General features: G+C 72.3%; 16 protein-coding genes. 5 read left to right on the forward strand and 11 right to left on the reverse strand.

What is annotated here, in order from left to right; translation table 11 throughout:
* The first annotated feature begins 69 nt into the window (after positions 1-69).
* Both GA0111570_RS05095 and GA0111570_RS05100 read left to right on the forward strand, forming a co-directional pair.
* A complete protein-coding gene (locus GA0111570_RS05095; RefSeq protein WP_092607332.1) occupies positions 70-3738 on the forward strand; it encodes an ATP-binding protein in 3669 nt (1222 codons plus the stop codon).
* Positions 3739-3943: 205 nt separating this feature from the next.
* The gene (locus GA0111570_RS05100) at positions 3944-4294 is read left to right on the forward strand and encodes a YciI family protein (protein ID WP_092607335.1); all 351 of its coding nucleotides are present in this window, start codon (positions 3944-3946) and stop codon (positions 4292-4294) included.
* Positions 4295-4307: 13 nt separating this feature from the next.
* Here GA0111570_RS05100 and GA0111570_RS05105 read toward each other — a convergent pair whose 3' ends face one another.
* On the reverse strand, positions 4308-4724 hold the full coding sequence (locus GA0111570_RS05105; RefSeq protein WP_092607338.1) for a DUF6907 domain-containing protein: 417 nt from the start codon (positions 4722-4724) through the stop codon (positions 4308-4310).
* Positions 4725-4812: 88 nt separating this feature from the next.
* Positions 4813-5478, reverse strand: a complete 666-nt coding sequence (locus GA0111570_RS05110) for a hypothetical protein (protein WP_092607341.1) — start codon at positions 5476-5478, stop codon at positions 4813-4815.
* Positions 5479-5587: 109 nt separating this feature from the next.
* Here GA0111570_RS05110 and GA0111570_RS05115 point away from each other — a divergent pair, with 109 nt between their 5' ends.
* Positions 5588-6238 carry a GntR family transcriptional regulator gene (locus tag GA0111570_RS05115; RefSeq protein ID WP_245703029.1) on the forward strand — a complete coding sequence of 217 codons (651 nt, stop codon included), beginning with the start codon at positions 5588-5590 and terminating at the stop codon, positions 6236-6238.
* Between the two features lie 21 nt (positions 6239-6259).
* Here GA0111570_RS05115 and GA0111570_RS05120 read toward each other — a convergent pair whose 3' ends face one another.
* From GA0111570_RS05120 to ssd, 7 genes are all read right to left on the reverse strand, one after another.
* Positions 6260-6649, reverse strand: a complete 390-nt coding sequence (locus tag GA0111570_RS05120; protein ID WP_092607344.1) for an Rv3654c family TadE-like protein — start codon at positions 6647-6649, stop codon at positions 6260-6262.
* Positions 6646-7014: a TadE family type IV pilus minor pilin gene (locus GA0111570_RS05125; RefSeq protein ID WP_092607347.1), complete on the reverse strand. Its 369-nt coding sequence runs from the start codon at positions 7012-7014 to the stop codon at positions 6646-6648. The genes GA0111570_RS05120 and GA0111570_RS05125 overlap by 4 nt, the downstream gene beginning before the upstream one ends.
* An 81-nt stretch (positions 7015-7095) precedes the next feature.
* Complete coding sequence (locus tag GA0111570_RS05130) at positions 7096-7338, reverse strand: DUF4244 domain-containing protein (RefSeq protein ID WP_092607350.1); 243 nt, start codon at positions 7336-7338, stop codon at positions 7096-7098.
* Positions 7339-7727: 389 nt separating this feature from the next.
* Positions 7728-8492, reverse strand: coding sequence for a type II secretion system F family protein (locus GA0111570_RS05135; protein WP_175557332.1), 765 nt, complete (start codon positions 8490-8492; stop codon positions 7728-7730).
* Between the two features lies 1 nt (position 8493).
* Positions 8494-9318 carry a type II secretion system F family protein gene (locus tag GA0111570_RS05140; RefSeq protein ID WP_092607356.1) on the reverse strand — a complete coding sequence of 275 codons (825 nt, stop codon included), beginning with the start codon at positions 9316-9318 and terminating at the stop codon, positions 8494-8496.
* Positions 9315-10454, reverse strand: a complete 1140-nt coding sequence (locus GA0111570_RS05145; RefSeq protein ID WP_092607359.1) for a TadA family conjugal transfer-associated ATPase — start codon at positions 10452-10454, stop codon at positions 9315-9317. Before GA0111570_RS05145 ends, GA0111570_RS05140 begins: the two co-directional genes overlap by 4 nt.
* Positions 10455-10459: 5 nt before the next feature.
* Positions 10460-11677, reverse strand: a complete 1218-nt coding sequence (gene ssd / locus GA0111570_RS05150) for a septum site-determining protein Ssd (RefSeq protein ID WP_175557333.1) — start codon at positions 11675-11677, stop codon at positions 10460-10462.
* Between the two features lie 431 nt (positions 11678-12108).
* On the opposite strand from ssd, the gene GA0111570_RS05155 reads away from it, so the two are divergent.
* Positions 12109-12852, forward strand: coding sequence for a class I SAM-dependent methyltransferase (locus GA0111570_RS05155; RefSeq protein WP_092607365.1), 744 nt, complete (start codon positions 12109-12111; stop codon positions 12850-12852).
* Positions 12853-12883: 31 nt separating this feature from the next.
* Here GA0111570_RS05155 and GA0111570_RS18025 read toward each other — a convergent pair whose 3' ends face one another.
* Positions 12884-16141 carry an efflux RND transporter permease subunit gene (locus tag GA0111570_RS18025; protein ID WP_245703046.1) on the reverse strand — a complete coding sequence of 1086 codons (3258 nt, stop codon included), beginning with the start codon at positions 16139-16141 and terminating at the stop codon, positions 12884-12886.
* A 230-nt stretch (positions 16142-16371) separates the two neighbouring features.
* Between GA0111570_RS18025 and GA0111570_RS05165 the strand changes: the two genes are divergently transcribed.
* Positions 16372-16863, forward strand: coding sequence for a phage holin family protein (locus GA0111570_RS05165; protein ID WP_092607368.1), 492 nt, complete (start codon positions 16372-16374; stop codon positions 16861-16863).
* Between the two features lie 120 nt (positions 16864-16983).
* On the opposite strand, the gene GA0111570_RS05170 is transcribed toward GA0111570_RS05165, so the two are convergent.
* On the reverse strand, positions 16984-17781 hold the full coding sequence (locus GA0111570_RS05170) for an NUDIX hydrolase (RefSeq protein ID WP_092607371.1): 798 nt from the start codon (positions 17779-17781) through the stop codon (positions 16984-16986).
* Between the last annotated feature and the right edge of the window lie 36 nt (positions 17782-17817).

Here is a 17817-nt window from a genome sequence, read left to right on the forward strand (position 1 = left end):
TCCGTCCCGGCCCTTCCGACTGGGTGTGAGCTGTGACACGATCGGAGGAGGCGCGCGGGTCGAGGAAAGGTGGGTGGCGATCAGTTGTCATCGGTCACGTCATCGGGATCGACCAGCGGATCGACCGGGCTGCCCCGCGTCGCGGTCCTGGGTCCGACGCGGCTGACGGTGGCGGGGCGGGACGTACGACTCGGCGCCCCGAAGCACCGCATCCTGCTGGCCACCCTCGCACTCGCCGGAGGCGTGCCGCTGTCGGCCGACCGCCTGCAGGCCGCCCTCTGGGGTGAACACCCGCCGGCCGGGGCTACCAACACCCTGCAGGGATACGTCGCCGAGCTGCGCCGCCTGCTGGAGCCCCAGCGCCTGCCCCGCACGGAGGCACAGGTGCTGCGACGGACCCACACCGGCTACGTGCTCGACCTGCCGCCCGGACACATCGATGCCGACGTCGCCGCCCGGCTGGTGGCCTCGACCGCGCACGCCGCCGCCCTGGTGGCCGACCCGAACCGACCCGACGCCCGGCCTTCCGACGCACCGGTGCTCGATGAGGCGATCGACCGACTCCGGGAGGCTCTCGCACTGTGGCAGGGCAGGCCGTACGACGACCTGGGGGACGCCCCGATCGCGGTCGCCGAGCGGGCCCGGCTGGAGGAGCTGCGGACCACTGCCGCCGAGCGCGTGGCGATGCTCCAGCTGGCCCTCGGCGAGGATCGCGACTGTCTGGCCGGGCTCGAGGCACTGGCCGCCCACAACCCGCTGCACGAGCACGTCTGGCTGCTGCGGGCCCTCGCACTGGCCCGGAGCGGACGCCAGGCCGATGCCCTCGGCGTGCTGCGCCAACTGCGTCGTACGTTGCGCCGGGACCTGGGCCTGGAGCCGTGCGCGGACGTCCGCGACCTGGAGCAGGACATCCTGCGCCAGGACCTCGGCCTCTACCGGCGGGACTCGGCGCCCCAGTCCCGCCGGTCCGACGTCTCGCGGCAGGCCCCGTACGCCGCCCACGGCGCCAGTCCGGTTGCAGTGGGCCGGCGCACTCCCCCGCCCCCGGCCCCCGCTCCCCCGCCCGCCCCACCTGTGAGCGGCCGGATGGCGAACGGTCCGACCGGCCAGTACGGCCCGACACCTGCGTCGGCACGACCGGCCCCCGGGGGTCGGGCAACCGGACACGACCTCCCCTCCCCCCACGCCCCGGCGGGCCGGACCCAGAACGAGCCGCCGGCCGTCCCGAACCTGCCCCTCGATGTCACCCCACGCCACCGACTCCGGCCGACCCTCGTCGGCAGGGACCGCGAGTACGCCGAACTGGTGGCCCTGCTCGACGAGGCTGGCCGGGGGATCCCCCGCTGCGCAGCCATCGTCGGCGAGCCGGGGATGGGCAAGACCAGGCTGGTCGCCGAACTCCTCGCCGAGGCCACCTCGCGGGGCTTCTGCACGGCAGTGGGTGCGGGGCTGGAGGAGGCGGGGGCACCGCCGCTGTGGCCCCTGCAGCGCCCGATGGAGCAGCTGCACGCCTGCTGCGGTGTGCCGGTGCCCGACCTCGCCGCCGGAATCCGGGCGGAGGAGCATCCGCACGCCGCACAGTTCCGGCTCTGGGAGGACATCGCCGCCACGGTCCGGGCCGCCGCCCGGGTCCGTCCCGTGCTGCTGGTGCTGGAAGACATGCACTGGGCCGACGCTTCGACCCTGCGGGCCCTTGGTCACCTGGTCTCGGCGCTGGGGGGTGACCGGCTGGCCGTGGTGTTGACCGGTCGCGGCAACCCCACCGCCACACTGGTCGAGAGCGGCCTGCCCGGCGCCCTGGCCCGCGCCGGCTACAGCCGGATCGACCTGCACGGGTTGGACACCGACGCGGTCGCCGCCCTGGTCACCGAGTTGGCCGGGACCACCCCCGACCGGGCTGCGGCCGAGGAGTTGATGCAGCGCACCGGCGGCAGCCCGCTCTACGTGGCCGAGCTGGCCCGGGCCGGCTCCGGTCCCGCCGAGGCGATCCCGGGCGGACTCCGGCAGATCGTCGCGGCCCGCGTGGGCGCGCTGCCGGCGGCAACCGTCCGGGCACTCCACGCCGCGAGCGTGGTGGGCAAGGATTTCAGCACCGACATGCTCGCCTCCGTCCTGGGAGAGTCGGAGGCTGCGGTCGTCACCGCGCTGGATCCGGCCGTGGATGACGGGCTGGTCGGGGCCGGCGACGGTGAGTCGTTCGCCTTCTCCCATGAGGTGATCCGCGAGGCGCTCCTGGCCGCGCTGCCGCGTGCCGAGAGGTCCACCTGGCACGCGGCCATCGCCCGGACGCTCCAGGGCGGTCCCGGCCTGCGGGACCACAAGCGCCGCTCGGCGCTGGCCTACCACTGGCGACGCGCAGGAGCCCCGTTCGCCCCGCAGGCCTGGCGGGCAGCGGTCCGCGCCGCCGACGTTGCCCACGAGGTGTTCGCGATCGAGGAGGAGGCAGACCTGCTGGCGGAGGCGGTGGAGGCCCAACGCCGCGACCCCGAGGTGCCCCTGCCCGCCCGCCATGCACTGCTGCTGCGCTGGTCGGAGGCGTGTCGGCTGGCCGGCCGCTCGGAGCAGGCGGACCAGGCCCTCGACGAGGCCCTCGCGCTGGCCGTGGCCGCCGACGACCTCCATCTGATGTGCCGGGCGGCCACCGCCGGGACGACGGGGAGCGTCTGGCACGGCCAGGCCTACCGGTCGGCCAACAGGGGAAGGCTTGCTGCCCTGGAGAAGCTGCTCGAGCGGCTCCCCGACCAGGATGCGCCGGAGCGGACCCGGGTCCTGGTGGCCCTGGCCCTGGAGTCCTACTACGTGGCCGTTCCGGAGCGGATCGACGCGCTGGTCGAGGCGGCCCTCGCGATGGCCGAGCGGATCGGAGACGCGGAGTTGCTCACCTCGGTGCGGCTGGCCGCGATGAACGCCCGCTGGCGCGCCGATACCGCGCCGTGGCGGCTGGCCCAGGCCCGGCGCGTGCTGGCTGCGGCCAGGACCGCCGACGATCCCCCGCTGCTGGCGTTGGCGCTCGCCTTCACAGCCGTGTTCGAGGCCGAGAACGGCCACCTGGACAGGATGACCGCACTGCTGCCCCAGGTGGCGGACGTCGCCGGCCGCCATCACGTCTGGTCGGTCCTGCCCGTGGTCGAGTTGTTGCGGGCGCCGTGGTTGGCGATGGCGGGGAACCACTCGGGCGCCCGCGCTGCCCTGGCGCGCGCCGAGAGCCTGGTCTCCACCTTCCGGCTGCAGCAGATGTACAACGGGCTCAGTGCCACCCGGATGATCCTCGACATGTGGTCCGGGGACAGGGCCGCCCTGGTGTCCCAGCTGGCTGCCCTCGACGACCTGCCGTACCTACCGCCGGGGTCCACAGTTGCCGCCATGTGGCTGCGCGTCGGGGAGACGGAGCGGGCCCGCGCCACGCACGAGCTGCGAGGCGTCGAGCTGGGCGCCGCGACCTACCTTGGGACCTTCAACACCTCCCTGGCCGCCGAGGTCGCCCTCGGTCTGGGCCTGCCGTCGCTGGGCCGCGAGGCGTACGCCTGGCTGGTGCCGTACGCAGGCCGCCCCGCCTCGGCCGGGTCGGCGATGCACCTGGGACCGATCGACTGCTTCCTGGCCTGTGCCGCCGCGGCAGCAGGAGATGACGTCCTGGCAAGTACCCATGCGGATCAGGCCGAGCGCCTGTGCGAGGCCTGGGGCATCCCCTTGGTCGCCGACTGGTTCGGTGGCCTGAGGGAACGCCACGGCTTCTGACCCCCCGCCAGAAACCGGGCGCTCCCTCAAGGAACTTGTGTCGCACCGCCCGGGTGAACCGGACATGTCCATCCTGACCTGGGCCGCTGGTGGGCGACTGGGGTCCGACTGGGGTGCGAGGAGGGTAGGCCGTGCCCCTGTCGCGGCCGGGTGGGTGCCGGTAGCGTCGGTCACGCCGGCAGTCCACCCAGAAGAGGAATCGACCATGCAGTTCATGCTCAGCGTCCACCACGGCGACCACAACACCGTGCCGGCCGATGTCACGGTGGAACAGATCTTCGCCGACGTCGACGCTTTCAACCAGAGTCTCGTCACCGAGGACCGCCTGGTCTTCGCCGGCGGCCTGAAGCCGTCGACCGCCGCCACGATCGTCGATGCCACCTCGGAGCACGCCACGATGCACCGCGGCTCGTACCTGCCCGGCCCCGAACACCTCGGCGGTTTCTGGGTCGTACGCGCCGATGACCTCGACAAGGCCCTGGAGATTGCCAAGCACGCCTCGGCCGCCTGCCGCCAGGTGGTGGAGGTGCGTCCCTTCCAGGACGACGTCGAGTGAGCCCGGGGCAGGGTCAGGCCGCCCTCAGCCGCTTCCCCTGCAGGTGATCGGCCGCCTCCACCAGCAGGCCCGCCAGTGCGCGGGCCTGCTCGACGTCCATGGCGTCCAGTGCGTCGCCGACGGGCCCCTGGACGATGATCCGGGGGTCGGTCAGGGACCTGCGCCCGGACGAGGTGCGGTAGTCGTCTGCCAGCAGGCGGGCCTCCAGTCGTCCGCCACCGGCCAGGTCGCGTGAGGCGACGACGGCCGACTCGTGGTAGCGCGACTGCAGACCGCCCGGATGCTCCGCGAGGTAGGGGTGGCCCGGTGTCAGGCAGCACCAGCTGGGGCATGGAGCCGGGGTCGAAGGGACGGGGTGGAAGGTGCGGTCGCCGGCCCGCTCACGCAGGAATTCTGCGACGATCCGGTCGACATCGATGAGAGCGGTCATGGTGGGTGCTCCTCTCGGGAAGGTGGCTCCAGCCTCCTCGAGGGGTCTGACATTTTTTCGAACACCTCACCGGTTGTGCCGGAGGGCCTCAGATGTCCAGGGTGACCAGCTCGACCGGAGCGATCCCCGACTCCGTCAGGGTCGGGGCGTACGCCTCGCTGGCGTACGCGAAGCCGTGCCCACCGGACTCGACCAGCCGACGCACCCCGAGGTGGGCTCCCCCCAGGTCGAGGGTGAGTCGGCCCTGGGCCCGCGAGAGGCGGCCCGTCCCGTCCGGGGTGGGGATCCTGCCCGGGTCGCGGGGTTCGAGCCCGCTCAGGGCCAGGATCTCCTCCGCACACTCCCCCACCCGGATCGCCTCGGCGAACGAGACGCCACGGTCGTTGATCTCGTAGCCGAGCACCCATTGCCCGCTCCCCCGAGCCGCGTCCAGCAGGTCGATGACCAGCACGTCCGCCACGACCCCCTCGCGGGCATCGTCTCGCGCGCGGTAGCCCACGGCCTCCCCCGCTTCCCAGGGCAGGCCGGTCGCCGGGTCCTGCTCGACCAACGGCATCACCGCCGTACGGAACATCGCCACCCAACGTGGCGCCAGGCCCTGGACGAGGGCCCGCACCGGTACGGCCGACCAGTCGCCGTCGGCGTGCAGCACCAGGCCGAAGTCCTCCCGGGCCAGCACCAGTCCCTGTCCCGAACCGGACTGCGCCCGTCGGATGAGCAACTCCTGGCAGAACGTCTCGAACCATGAATCCATGCGCCCGAGCGTACGGTCAGGTGGGACCCCACGGTCACCCAGGACCGATGGTCATGGGGGACCCGACGGCGGGGAAGGACGGCGGTAGTCTTCCAGAAACGCCCGGACGGTGACCGGGCCGACGGCCGAGGAGGTCGACAGCACCATGATCATCGACACCAGGTCGTCGGTACCACCGTACGAGCAGCTGCGTCGTCGCATCGCCGCCCAGATCGACACCGGCGAACTCGAGGCTGACAGCCGCCTGCCGACGGTGCGGGAGCTGGCCCGACAGACGGGTCTGGCGAACAACACGGCGGCCCGGGTCTACCGGGAGCTCGAGGCTGCCGGGTACATCCGCACGGAGGGCCGGCGCGGTACCTTCGTCGCTGCCCGGCCCGAGGTTCTGGTGGATGCCTCTCGCGGGGCCATCGAGCGGGATCCTGTGGCGTTCTGCACGAATGCCGAGATCGCACTGCTGAGGCCCGAGGCGTTCGCGGACCAGACCGTCCTCGACATGTGGGTCGACTCCGAGTTCACCATGGTGCACCGGGACGGGCGGCTGCTCGCACGCCGGGAGGCACTGGAGGTGATGTGTGCCGATGCCGCCTACCGACCCGCCATCGAGGATCTGGTCGCCGACCGGCCCGGTCCCAGCCTCGTGGTCCTGACCTACCTCGCCCGGCGAGGGTCCGGGGTGTGGCGCCATTCGACGTTGTGGGTGGGACAGGCCGGATCGTGGCGGTGCCGATGCCGCCAGAGCACCCCCGTCCGGGACTGACCTCCCCGACAGGCCCATCGATCATCTTCCCGCTCCGGGTCCGGTGCCGATCGTGACCGGTCCGGCGTGGGCCGTCGTCCGTACCTTGCGTGGCAGGCCCGGCACCGACACACCGACGGGTCGCTCCAGCTGCACGCTGACCACGTACCTCTGGATGTCCCCACTCTGCCGACAGTCAGTCATCTCGGCCGTCGGGTCCTCGGCCGCCAGCTGGCGCCGGCAGGCCTGGCAGGCGTCGGCGCCGTTTGCATACGCCGATGCCCCGGCCAGGGCGGCACGATCCGCGACACCCCGGGCCTGGTGCAGGGCGATCGCGTACGATCCTCCGACGGCTCCGACCCAGGCGACGATGATGAGTACCGCCAGGGCGGCGAGGAGCAGCGGGGTCCCCGACCCGCGCTCGTCCCTCATCGTCCCGTGACCACAGGGGTGCCCGGCTCGGCGATCACCCTCGCCTCGGCCGTCAGCACCACTGCCCGCGGATGCGTCGGTGGCCCACTGTCCAGCTCGGCACGCACCACCAACGCGCCACTCTCCTGGAGCACCTCGAGCCTCGTCCCGGGCGGTGCGTCGGAACGGGCCGAGGCGACGGCTGCCCGGTCGCCGCGGGCGGCCTGGCGGGCGACCTCCGCGACCGTGTCCTCCAGCAGCAACTGGCTGGTGACCAGGTGCAGGCCCCAGGCCAGCACCACGGTGATCATGACGACCGCCACTGCGCCGAGGGCCAGCTCCGCCGTGACCATGCCTCGCCTGTCCCGGCTGTGCGCGTCGGACATCAATCTCTCCTCCCGTTGGACCGAGCTTCGGCGGCCGCACCTGCGCACGGCCGCCGAAGCCGTGGCTCACAGACCGAAGCCCTAGACGCCCAGGACGGACTTGAAGATGGCGATGACGAGCTGGAGCAGGATGTCGAAGAACTTGTCGTTGCGGAAGACGTTGATCAGAACGGTGACCAGCGCCACCGCCGCGATCGTCCCGACGGCGTACTCGGCGGTGGCCATGCCTCGCTCGTCGCGCGACGCGGGGCGCAGTCGCCGGGCCAGGCGTGCTACGAAGCCACCGGTCCGGCGTGGTGCGATGCGGGTGATGTCGGTGTTCATGGGTTCCCCCTGTTCGGTGTGGCCGACGCTGCGATGGCGCCGGGCTCGATCACAGGGTGGGTCGCGCAGCAGCCGCGGCTCCCTGGCACCCCTCCGGCTGTGGACAACGACCGGTGCGGCGCCGCCCCTGTGGACAGAGGAGCTCCCCGACCTGCCAGCGGAGCGCAGCCGACCGGGATGCCTCGGATGACCGCTGACCCGGCCTCGTGGCGGCCCCTCGGGCAGGTACGAGGTCGACCCGCGGCCGGTGGGACAACAGCCGGCGGACACGGGCCTCCGGCGAAGGCGCCCCGGCGCTACCTGCGTGGGCCGCTACGGGCGGACATGATCGGGACGGGGCCCCAAGGGCACAGCTTCGCCCCGAGGCCCCCGCAGATTCGTCCGGCCGCTCAGGTCAGCAGGGTCGGAACCGCACCGGCGATGATCGGCACGATGCCCACCAGCATGAACGCCGGGAGGTAGCACGTCATCAGCGGGAGCACGCTGCGGACCCCGACTGTTCGAGCCGCGGCCACCACTGCGGCGTGCCCTTCCCGGCGGGCCCGGTCCGCATGGGTCAGCAGCAGCTCGACCAGGGTGGTGCCGCTCTCCACGGAGCGGGCCAGGTCGCGGGCGACCAGCCCCCAGGACTCGTCCTCGGCCAGCCTGAGCCACGCGCGTGACTCGGAGTCCCCGATCGCGATCTGCGCCAGCACGATCCCGATGTCGTCGGCGAGAGGGTCACCGTGGGTTGCGGCGACCGCAGCCGCGGCACCCCGAACCGGCAGCCCGGCGCGCAAGCAGGAGGCCATCAGTTCAAGTGCTCCCGGCAGGTCGGCCCGCCGCCGGGCTCGACGGTTCCGCTCGGTCGGGGCGATGATCCGTCCACTGGCGACGTATGCGGCGAGCGCCAGCACTCCGGTGAGCGTCGGGAAGAGCCCCACTGCACCGGCGGCCAGCGAGACGAGGGCCCCGACCGCCCCCGCCGTGATCGCGATCCGCACCCGCGCCTCGGAGCCGAGGGCTCCGGGAACGGGGCGGCAGCAATGGTCCCACCATGCTCCTGGGCCTTTCCGCCGGGCAGGGTCGGCCAGCCGGCGACGGGCCCCGGAGCCGGGCGGCACGAGAAGGGCGACGGCACCGGCGAGTGCCGAGGCGACCAGCCATTCCAGCATGTCAGCCTCCCCGCGCCGGCCTGCGCCCCAGTGCATGGGTCCAGAGAGTGCCTGCGCACGCCAGGACGGTGGCCACGAGCGTGCAGGCCTGGCCGATCCTGTCGTCCAGCAGGAAGTCCAAGGGGTGGCCACCGATCGTATAGCCCAGGCCGATCCCGACCAGGGGCAGCACCGACATCAACTGGCCGGTTGCTTGCGCGGAGGCGAGCTCGCCCCGGATAGTGCGCCCGACCTCGGCGTCCTGTTCCAGTGCCCGGGCAACCTGGTCCAGGGCGGGTCCCATCGGTGCTCCGCAGGCCCGTGACACCGCCCAGGCCCTGGCCAGGGCCTCCAGGCCGCCGTGCCCTGCACCGGTGGCCTGTACCGCCCAGATCCGCACCGCGTCCTCACCGACGGCCAGGGCACCGGCCGCCGGGGCCAGCACCGGACAGTCCGCCGCCACGACCTCGACCGCTGACTCGGGTGGTCGTCCGGCGCGCACCTCCGCGGCGAGGAGCGAGCACGCCCGGGCGACCTCGGCTTCTGCCGCCTGCCGGCGCTGCCCAGCGCGCCGCGATCGCAGCAGAGTCACGGCCGTGGCCCCGACGAGCAGCGCCACGGTCACCAGCAGACCGATGGTCGCCCCACCCAGGGCCGTGCATGCGGCCACCAGCGTGATCGCGCCACCGGCCAGCGCGAGCCAACGCCGTGGGCGCCGTCGGGGCTCCACCTGTCGAGAAGCCGCCACGGGTTGATCGACCAGTCGCGGAAGCGCGGGGGCGGGCATCGGCCCCCACCACCGGGCGATCGCTGCCGCGGCGGCGAGCGCCCAGAGGACGGCGCTCATCGGCCGATCCTGGCCAGGAACTCCTCGGCGGCCGGCCCGCGTACCAGCCGGCCGTCGCCGGGAAAGGAGAGCGCCTCACGTACGCACATCTCGTCCTCCCGATCGCGAGCGAACATGCCGATCTGGGCGATCCTGCGCCGTCCACCGGCGTCCCGGCGCAGGTGGACCACGGCGTCCAGTGCCGAGAGCGCCTGGGCGCGCGTCGCGGCACGCCCGAGGCCACCCAGCGCGGCCAGTGCCTCCAGCCGGGCCGGCACGTCGGCTGCCGAGTTGGCATGGACGGTGCCGCACCCTCCCTCGTGACCGGTGTTCAGGGCGGCGAGCAGGTCGCAGAGCTCCGCCCCCCGGACCTCTCCGACGACGACCCGATCGGGTCGCATCCGCAACGCCTGGCGCACCAGCGTGGCCAACGCGAGCGACCCGCTGCCCTCGGCATTGGCCGGGCGGCCCTCCAGCCGCACGACGTGGGGGTGCGGCGGGTCGAGCTCCCGGGAGTCCTCCACCACGAGGATGCGCTCGTCGGCGGGCACCAGGCCCAGCAGCGTGCCCAGGACCGTGGTCTTGCCCGAACCGGTTCCGCCGGAGACCAGGAACGCGAGCCGGTGCGCGATCAGGCCCTCGAACAGCGGGACGGCGGAGGCCACCAGCGTCCCGCGATCGACCAGGTCTGCCATGGTGAAGCGCCGCCTGCTCGGCACCCGCAGCGAGATGCAGGTCCCTGGATCCGCCACGGATCCGAGCACTGCATGGACGCGGGTGCCGTCAGGCAGGCGGGCATCCACGTAGGGCGCGGAATCATCGAGTCTGCGACCGACCCGGGCAGCAAGTCGGAGCGCCAGTCGGCGAACGTCCTCCTCCGAGCCGAGACCCAGGTCCACGCGCTCCAGGCCGCCGCCCCGGTCGATCCAGACCTGGTCGGCACCGTTGACGAGCACGTCGGTGACCCCGGGGATCCGCAGCAGCGGCTCGAGCACCCCGGCCCCGGTGGCCTCCCGTTGGAGCCTCTCCACCGCGTCGTAGAGCAGGGCGTCGGTGACGACGAAGCCCTCCTCGCGCATCGCCGCAGCAACATCGGCGGTCGTCGGCGCGTGCCCGAGGCCGGCCAAGGTCGGCCGGAGCCGGTCCAGGTCCACCATTCCGGTCACCGCAGTGCCCCGCTGCCCGACTCGAAGGCGCCGGTCTGCGCCAGCGCCTGGGCGCAGGCCCGGGTCCAGGCCCGGCGGGCAACCCGCCAGGGGGCATCGCCCCGTTCGGCAGCCAACGGCAGCCGCCGGTCGTGGGGAATCGTTCCGGCGACCGGCAACTCGAGCGCCTCTCCCGCGAGTCCGCTGACCGGTTCGGCTCCCGCACCGGGCCCCACCCGGGCCACCACCCAGAGATCGAGCCCGTCCTCGGCGCAATCGATGGCCACCTGCCGCGCGGCGGCGACCTGCCGTATCCCGGGGCCCGCCACGAGCAGGGCCGAGGCAGCCCGGGCCAGGTGCTCCACCCACGGACGGGAGGGCGCCACGTCGAGCACGACCAGGTCGTACGAGGCGCGGGCAGCCGCGAGCACGCAGTCCACCGCCTCCTCGTCGGGTAGCCGCTGGTGTCCGGAGCGTCCCATGGTGACCACGTCGACGCCCTCGCTTCCCGGGAGGCGGCCGGTCAGGGATCCCAGGCCGCCCCGGGCCCGGGCCAGATCGTCCCACCGCCAACCGGGCCGCCCCTCGGCGCCGACCAACAGGTCCAGTCCACCTCCCCACGGATCCAGGTCGACCAGTACGGCGCTGTGCCCGTCGAGGGCGGCTGCTCCGGCGAGCCCGGCGGCCGTGGTCGAGGCACCTGCCCCGCCACCACCAGAGACCACCGCCACGGTGCGGGCCGCGTCTGGTACCCGACCGCCCTGGAGGGCGCGACCCAGCAGCGCCGAATCGCGGGGAACCACGATCAGGCTCGCCCCTATCGGTCCGGACCAGCGCCCGAGCTCGGCCAGGTCCTCCTCGCCTCCCAGCAGGTGCACCCCCGAGCGCGGTGGCAGTCCCAGGTCCGCCACCACCGCTGCCGCATCGATCCCGACCAGAATCGTCGCCGCGGTCCCCCAACGCGCAGGGAGGTGGGCGGCCGGCAGTGTCTGGGGGGCCGGTGAGGCGAGGGTGGCGGTGACCGACTCCACCGCCCGGACCAGGTCCGCACGCTCGCCGACCATCACCGTCGATGCGCTCCTGGCGATGCCGGCGGATGCGCGACGCCGCGGCAACGGCAGTCGAGGGGACGGGACGGGAAGCAGGCGCGGCCCGTTGCGAGCGCCGGGGTCCATGAGAGGGTCGAGGGCGCGGGCGGGATCGAGGGCACGGGTCGGGCCAGGAGCGACACTCATGCCGGCAGGGTGGATCGCTCGGAGGGATGCTCGGCCGATCGGCCGGTCCCTGTGGACAACCGGGGCAAGGCGTACACCGCTGTGGACGATCTGGCGCGACCCGTGCATCCTCCGCGCGGATCGCATCGGTCAACCAGGGTACGAGGAGTCTCGAAGGTACGAGGAGTCCCCACGGTGCGAGGAATCACAGCGAAACCCTTCCCTGACCACAGGCCCAACTGGTATGAATTGAGCAAGGTACAACCCCGCACCACAGCCAGGAACCCACGCCAAGATCGACCGTCACCAAGGACGTAGCCACCGGCACAGCCGTCTGGTACGACACGGCACGAGCGCCTGATCCCCTGGTATGAGGTGTCCTGCGAGACCCGCCCCCGGCGGGTCTCGCAGCATGTTCGGGCCCATGCCCTCGGTCGCCCTACAGTTGGTCCATGCCTTCCCCGCGCACCCTTCACCCGGCTTCTGCCATGGCGTGGCTGCTCCCGGAGGCCGGCTCCCGGGTGCTGGACCTCTGCAGCGGCAAGGGCGCCTTCACCCGCGACCTGGTGAGCGAGGGTCATCGGGTCTTCGGGATCACCACCGACGCCGCCACGGCCGAACTCATCGCCACCCGAGTGGCAGCCGCGACCATCCTGCGGGCCCGGCCGACCCAGATGCCGTTCCGGCCTCGGTGGTTCGATGCCATCACCATCGCCGACGACCGCCCCAATATCCCCGAGGTCTTCCCGGAGGCGGTCCGGGTGTTGCGCCCCGGCGGCCACCTCGCCCTGCTGCGGACCACGCGCGACGACACCGTCCCCTGGGTACGGCGACTCGCCGCCCTGATCCAGACCCATGACCCCACTGCCATGACCTCGACGACCACGGGCCCCACCGAGGAGGAGCTGCTCGCGGACGGCTGGTTCGTCGCCACCGATGCGAAGGCTTTCCGGCTCTGGGTGCCGGTGGACCGTCGGACCCTGCTGGCCATGGTCGAGCGGCGCCTACCGGTGCAGAAGCTCGATGACACCGCCCACCGGAACCTGCTGGCCGACGTCGGCATGCTGTTCGACGACATCGCCCGCGGACACGAGGTGAAGCTGCCCTACCGGATCGAGTGCCGCAAGGCGTGGCCCGACCCCGACCGCCAGGCCGCCGAGCCCTCGGTCACGATCGGGATCCACCTGCACTGGTGACCGACTGGTGATCCACCGGTCCCGCCCGCGCTCAGCCCTCGGGCAGGTCGGGGGCCAGGTGGGTGGCGAGCCGTCGATAGCGACGTTCCGCACGGCCCTCAGCCGAGCGCTCGAGCAGGGTGTAGAGCACAGGGACCAGGATCAGCGTCAGAAGCGTCGAGGACACCAACCCTCCGATCACCACGATCGCGAGAGGCTGGGAGATGAACAGGCCGCCACCGCTGATTCCCAGTCCCATCGGCACCATCGCGAGGATGGTTGCCAGCGCCGTCATCACGATCGGCCGCAGCCTGTGCCGGGCCCCCTCCCGCACCGCCTCGTCGATCGGGCGCCCCCGGTCGCGGTACTGGTTGATCAGGTCGATCAGAACGATCGCGTTGGTGACCACGATCCCGACCAGCATCAGCGAGCCGATCAGTGACGGAACCCCCAGCGGCGTCCCGGTCAGGAGCAGCGCCGCGACCCCACCGATCGCCGCGAACGGGATGGAGACCAACAGGATGAGCGGTTGGACCAAGGACTTGAACGTCGCGACCATCACCACGTACACGATCGCCACCGCCACCAGCAGCGCCAGTCCGAGTTGGCTGAACGCCTGCTGTTGGTCGGCGCTGACACCGCCCACCGTCGTGCTGACACCGGCCGGCAAGGTGGTGGCCGCCAGTTCGTCGTTCACCGCGCGGGTCACCGCGCCGAGGTCGCTGCCCGCCGGCGTGACCTGGACCGTCGCGCTTCGTCGACCGTCGACGCGCGAGATGGACGTGGCGACCTGTTCCTGGCGCACCTCCGCGACATCGCCCAGCTTGGCGGTCGTGGCCCCCGTGGCAGCGGAGGCAGAGGCTGCCGATCCCGCCGCGACCGAGCCTGCCGACCCCGCCGCGGCCGAGCCCGCACCCGGAGCACCGCCCGCAGCCGCGGCACTGATCGCCCCAGGGTCACCAGCCGTACCGGCGCCCGTACCGGCCAGTCCACCGCCGGGCGTGACGGAAGCTGCCGCCAGGGAGACGGCCGGAACCTCCAGGTCACGGAGCTCGTCAAGGCCGACCGGAGCGTCCCCGACCTTGATCACCACGTCCTTGGTGACCCCGTCGGTCTCCACCTGGGCGACCTGCTGGGGAGCCAGTGCTGCCCGAACGGTGGCCGCCACGGCGGCTTCCGTCACGCCCTTCTCGGCAGCCTTCGTCCGATCCAACTCCACCACGACGGTGGACCGGTCGGCGGCCAGGGTATCGGTCACCGCCGCAGCCCCCTCGACCCCGACCAGCCGCTGGTGGATGGTGGTGGTGGCCTCGCGGAGACGCGCGGTGTCCGGGGCTGACACGGTGACGTCGATGGTGGTGGTGCCGTAGCCGGCCTGCGCCGACACGCTCACCTCACCCACCGCGTCCAGGCCATCGACGGCGTCGCGGACCTGTTGCTGCACCGCGACCTGGTCGGCCGCCGGATCGGTCGTCAGCGAGAAGGTCGCCCGGTCTGCGCCCGCGCCGGTGAACAGCGAGTCGGCGCCACCCCCACCGATCGTCGTCTGGACAGTGTCGATGCCGGGCACGGCCTGGATCGTCTCCTCGACGACCCGTGCCTGCCGGTCCTGTTCGGACAGCTTCAGCGCCGGGGTGAAGACCTGGGTGACCGTCAGCGTGTTCTGTCCGGTATCACCGAGGAAGTTCGTCTGCAGCCGGGGAACCATCGCGCCGGACAGCCCCAGCAGTCCCACGGCGATCACGACGGTCACCCACGGGTGGCGCACCGCCGCCCCCAGGCTTGGCAGGTAGAGGCGCTGCAGGGGCGTACGGCGGGGCTCGCCGGCAGCATTCTCCAACGCCGTCACGTGGCTGCGGTCCAGCTCCGGCAGGAACCAGTGCGCCAGCACCGGCACGATCGTCAGGGCCACCAGCAGAGAGGCCAGCAGGGCGAGCGAGCTGGTGATCGCGAAGGGCCGGAAGAGCTCGCCGACCTGGCCGCCGACCAGGGCAAGGGGCAGGAAGACCGCCACCGTCGTCAGGGTCGAGGCCGTGATGGCAGTGGCGACCTCCCGTACGCCGACCAGCACCGCCTCCTGCCTGCGCTGTCCCTCGCCCAGGTGGCGCTGGATGTTCTCGATCACGACGATCGAGTCGTCGACCACCCGGCCGATCGCCATCGTCAGCGCCCCGAGGGTGAGCATGTTGAGCGAGTAGCCGGCCACTCGCATCCCGATCAGGGCCATCAGTACCGAGACCGGGATGGACACCGCGGTGACCAGGGTCGGGCGGACGGAGGCGAGGAACAGCAGGATGACCACGACGGCCATCAACAGGCCCAGACCGCCCTCGACCAGCAGGTTGTGGATCGAGTCGGAGATGAACGGCGCCTGGTCGAAGACGACAGTGGTCCGGGCGCCATGGCCCAGCGCGGCGTCCAGTTGTGCGAGCCGCTCACGGACCTGCCCGGAGATCTCGACGGTGTTCCCGTCGGGGGTCTTGGTGATCGACAGGGACAGGCTCTCGCGCCCGTTGGTCCGCGCCAGCGAGGGCGCCGGCGCCTCCCGGTCGGTGACCTTGGCCACCTGGTCCACCCGGACCGCATCGCCGGTCGGCCCGGCCAGGGTCACCGCTGCCACGTCGGCGGCCGATCCGTACCGCTGACCGACGGCGACGGTGAGGTCGTTCTTTCCGGAGACGAGTGAACCGCCGGCGGCGGGCGTGCCCGATCCACCGATGGCCTGCTGCAGCTGGGCGACGGTGAGGCCTTCGGCTGCGAGCCGATCGGCGTTGACGTCGACCAGCACCTCCGGGATGGGCGCGCCGGCCACGCTCACCGCCCGTACGCCGTCGATCTTCTCCATCTCGGGCACGACCAGCGTGTTGACCCGCTCGGCCAGTTCGCCGGCCGAGGTATCGTCGGCGATGGCCAGCTGGACCACCGGGAGGTCGTCGATGCTGCCCGTGAAGACCTGGGTGCTGACCCCGTCGGGGAGGATGCCCTCCACCCGTGAGATCGCGGCCTTGGCGTCCTGCTGGACCGAGGACATGTTCGAGCCGTAGCGCATCTGCAGGGTCACCATCGAGGAGCCCGCCGAGGACTCGGACGTACTGGAGTCCAACCCCTGCAACGAGGCGACGGCCTGCTCGATCGGGATCGTGACGCGCTGCTCGACCACCGCCGGGGACGCCCCCGGATAGGAGGTGAACACCACTGCGACGGGCACCGAGATGCGCGGGATCAGCTCCTGGCGCAATTGTCCGGTGCTGATGATCCCGAACGCCAGGACGAAGACGGTGACCAGCGCGATCAGCGCCCGGTTACGCATGCTCAATTCGGCGAGTCGCCCCACAGTTCCCCCTCGTGTCGCAGACATTGTTGCAGTCGGCACCGACAGCGGCCGGCTCTGCTCGCTCCGCTCAGGACCGGCGTGCCCAGAAAACGGCCCGGCACGCTCCCCACAGGCGCGGGAGGCACTACGCTCTGGGCTAGTGGCATCCCTGTGGTGCCCGAAGAGCTTCGTCCAGCCCGCCGCAGCACCTGCAGGAGATACCAGCCATGGCCGAACCCATCAGTGACCTGCTGAAGAACATCACCGACGACGTGAAGACCATCGTCCGCGACGAGATCGACCTCGCCAAGGCGGAGATGATGCCGAAGGCGAAGAACCTCGGCATCGGCGGAGGAATGTTCGCGGCCGCTGGCGTCTTCGGTGTCCTGGCGCTGACCCACCTGATGACGGCCGCCGGCTTCGGTCTGGCGGTCGCCTACAGCCGCGGTGAGTACTCGGCCGGACCGGCGTGGGGTTTCCTCACCATCGGCGGTGTCTTCCTGATCCTCGCCGCGCTGCTCGCACTGGTCGGCTTCGGCCGGATCCGCAAGGCGACCCGCAACGGAATGGCCCCGACGCAGGCCATCGACGAGGCGTCCACCACTGTCCAGGCCACCAAGGCCGCCGTCGCCCGCGGCAAGGCTCAGGCCGACACCGAGGCGATCGCCCGCAAGGCGGAGAAGTCCGGCGAGGTCTGGGTCGGGGCCGACAAGCTCTGACCCCCCACGACGTTCGAGGGCCCCGCTGCAAGGCGGGGCCCTTCGCCGTTCCCGGCCCGGAGGATCCGTGGGATCGACAGGATCCGAGCCCGGTGGATCCGTGGCCAGTGGATCAGCGGCTCAGTGGCCGGGGTTGCGGTCGCGTCCGAAGCGCCGCGGCACGTCCAGCACGCGACTGTGGTCCCATGGCATGGTCCAGCCTGCGAGGTCGATGATCGCATCGACCAGGTGGGCCGTCAGTCCCCAGATGAAGAGTTCGTCGATCAGGAATGCCGGACCGTACCGGCCACCGGGATAGGCGACCCGGGCACGGTTCTCCGGCTGCACCAGCCGGCGTACCTCCACCTCGTGCAGGGCCGCGATCTCGCCGGGGTCGTTCACCCGGACCGGGTGCGGGGTGTGCCACCACGCGATGACGGTGGTCACGTCGAAGCCGCTGACCGCCACGTGCGCCGTCGGTAGCACTCCCAGCACCCGGAACGAGTCGGGGCGTACGGCTGCCTCCTCGCCCGCCTCGCGCTGGGCGGTCCCCACCGGTCCCTCGTCCCCCTCGGACCACGTGCCGCCGGGGAACGCGATCTGGCCGGCGTGGCGACGCAGGTGAGCCGCCTTCTCCACGAACAGCAGGCGGCCGCCCGGGGGTCGGGTGTCGAACAGCGCCAGGACCGCCGCGCGCCGTCCCCCCTGTCCGGCCCGGTCGACCAGGATCCGGTCCATGGTGTGCGGGTCCTGCAGCCGCTTCTCGAGCTGGTGCAGGTGGGTGGGCAGCAGCTGCTGTGCGGCCGGGCGCTCGTCGAGCTCGCTGTCCCGCTCCCCCAGCTCACGGGGGTAGCCGGTGAGCGGGAGGGGGTGCTCAGGGCTGTCGGCGGCATCGTCGAGGAAGTCGGGCCCCTCGACGTCTGGGGTCTGGTCGGGCACGTCGCCACTGTACGCGCAGGGCTCCCCGCTCCGGAC

This window comes from Raineyella antarctica (assembly GCF_900092135.1).
Classification (GTDB): domain Bacteria; phylum Actinomycetota; class Actinomycetes; order Propionibacteriales; family Propionibacteriaceae; genus Raineyella; species Raineyella antarctica.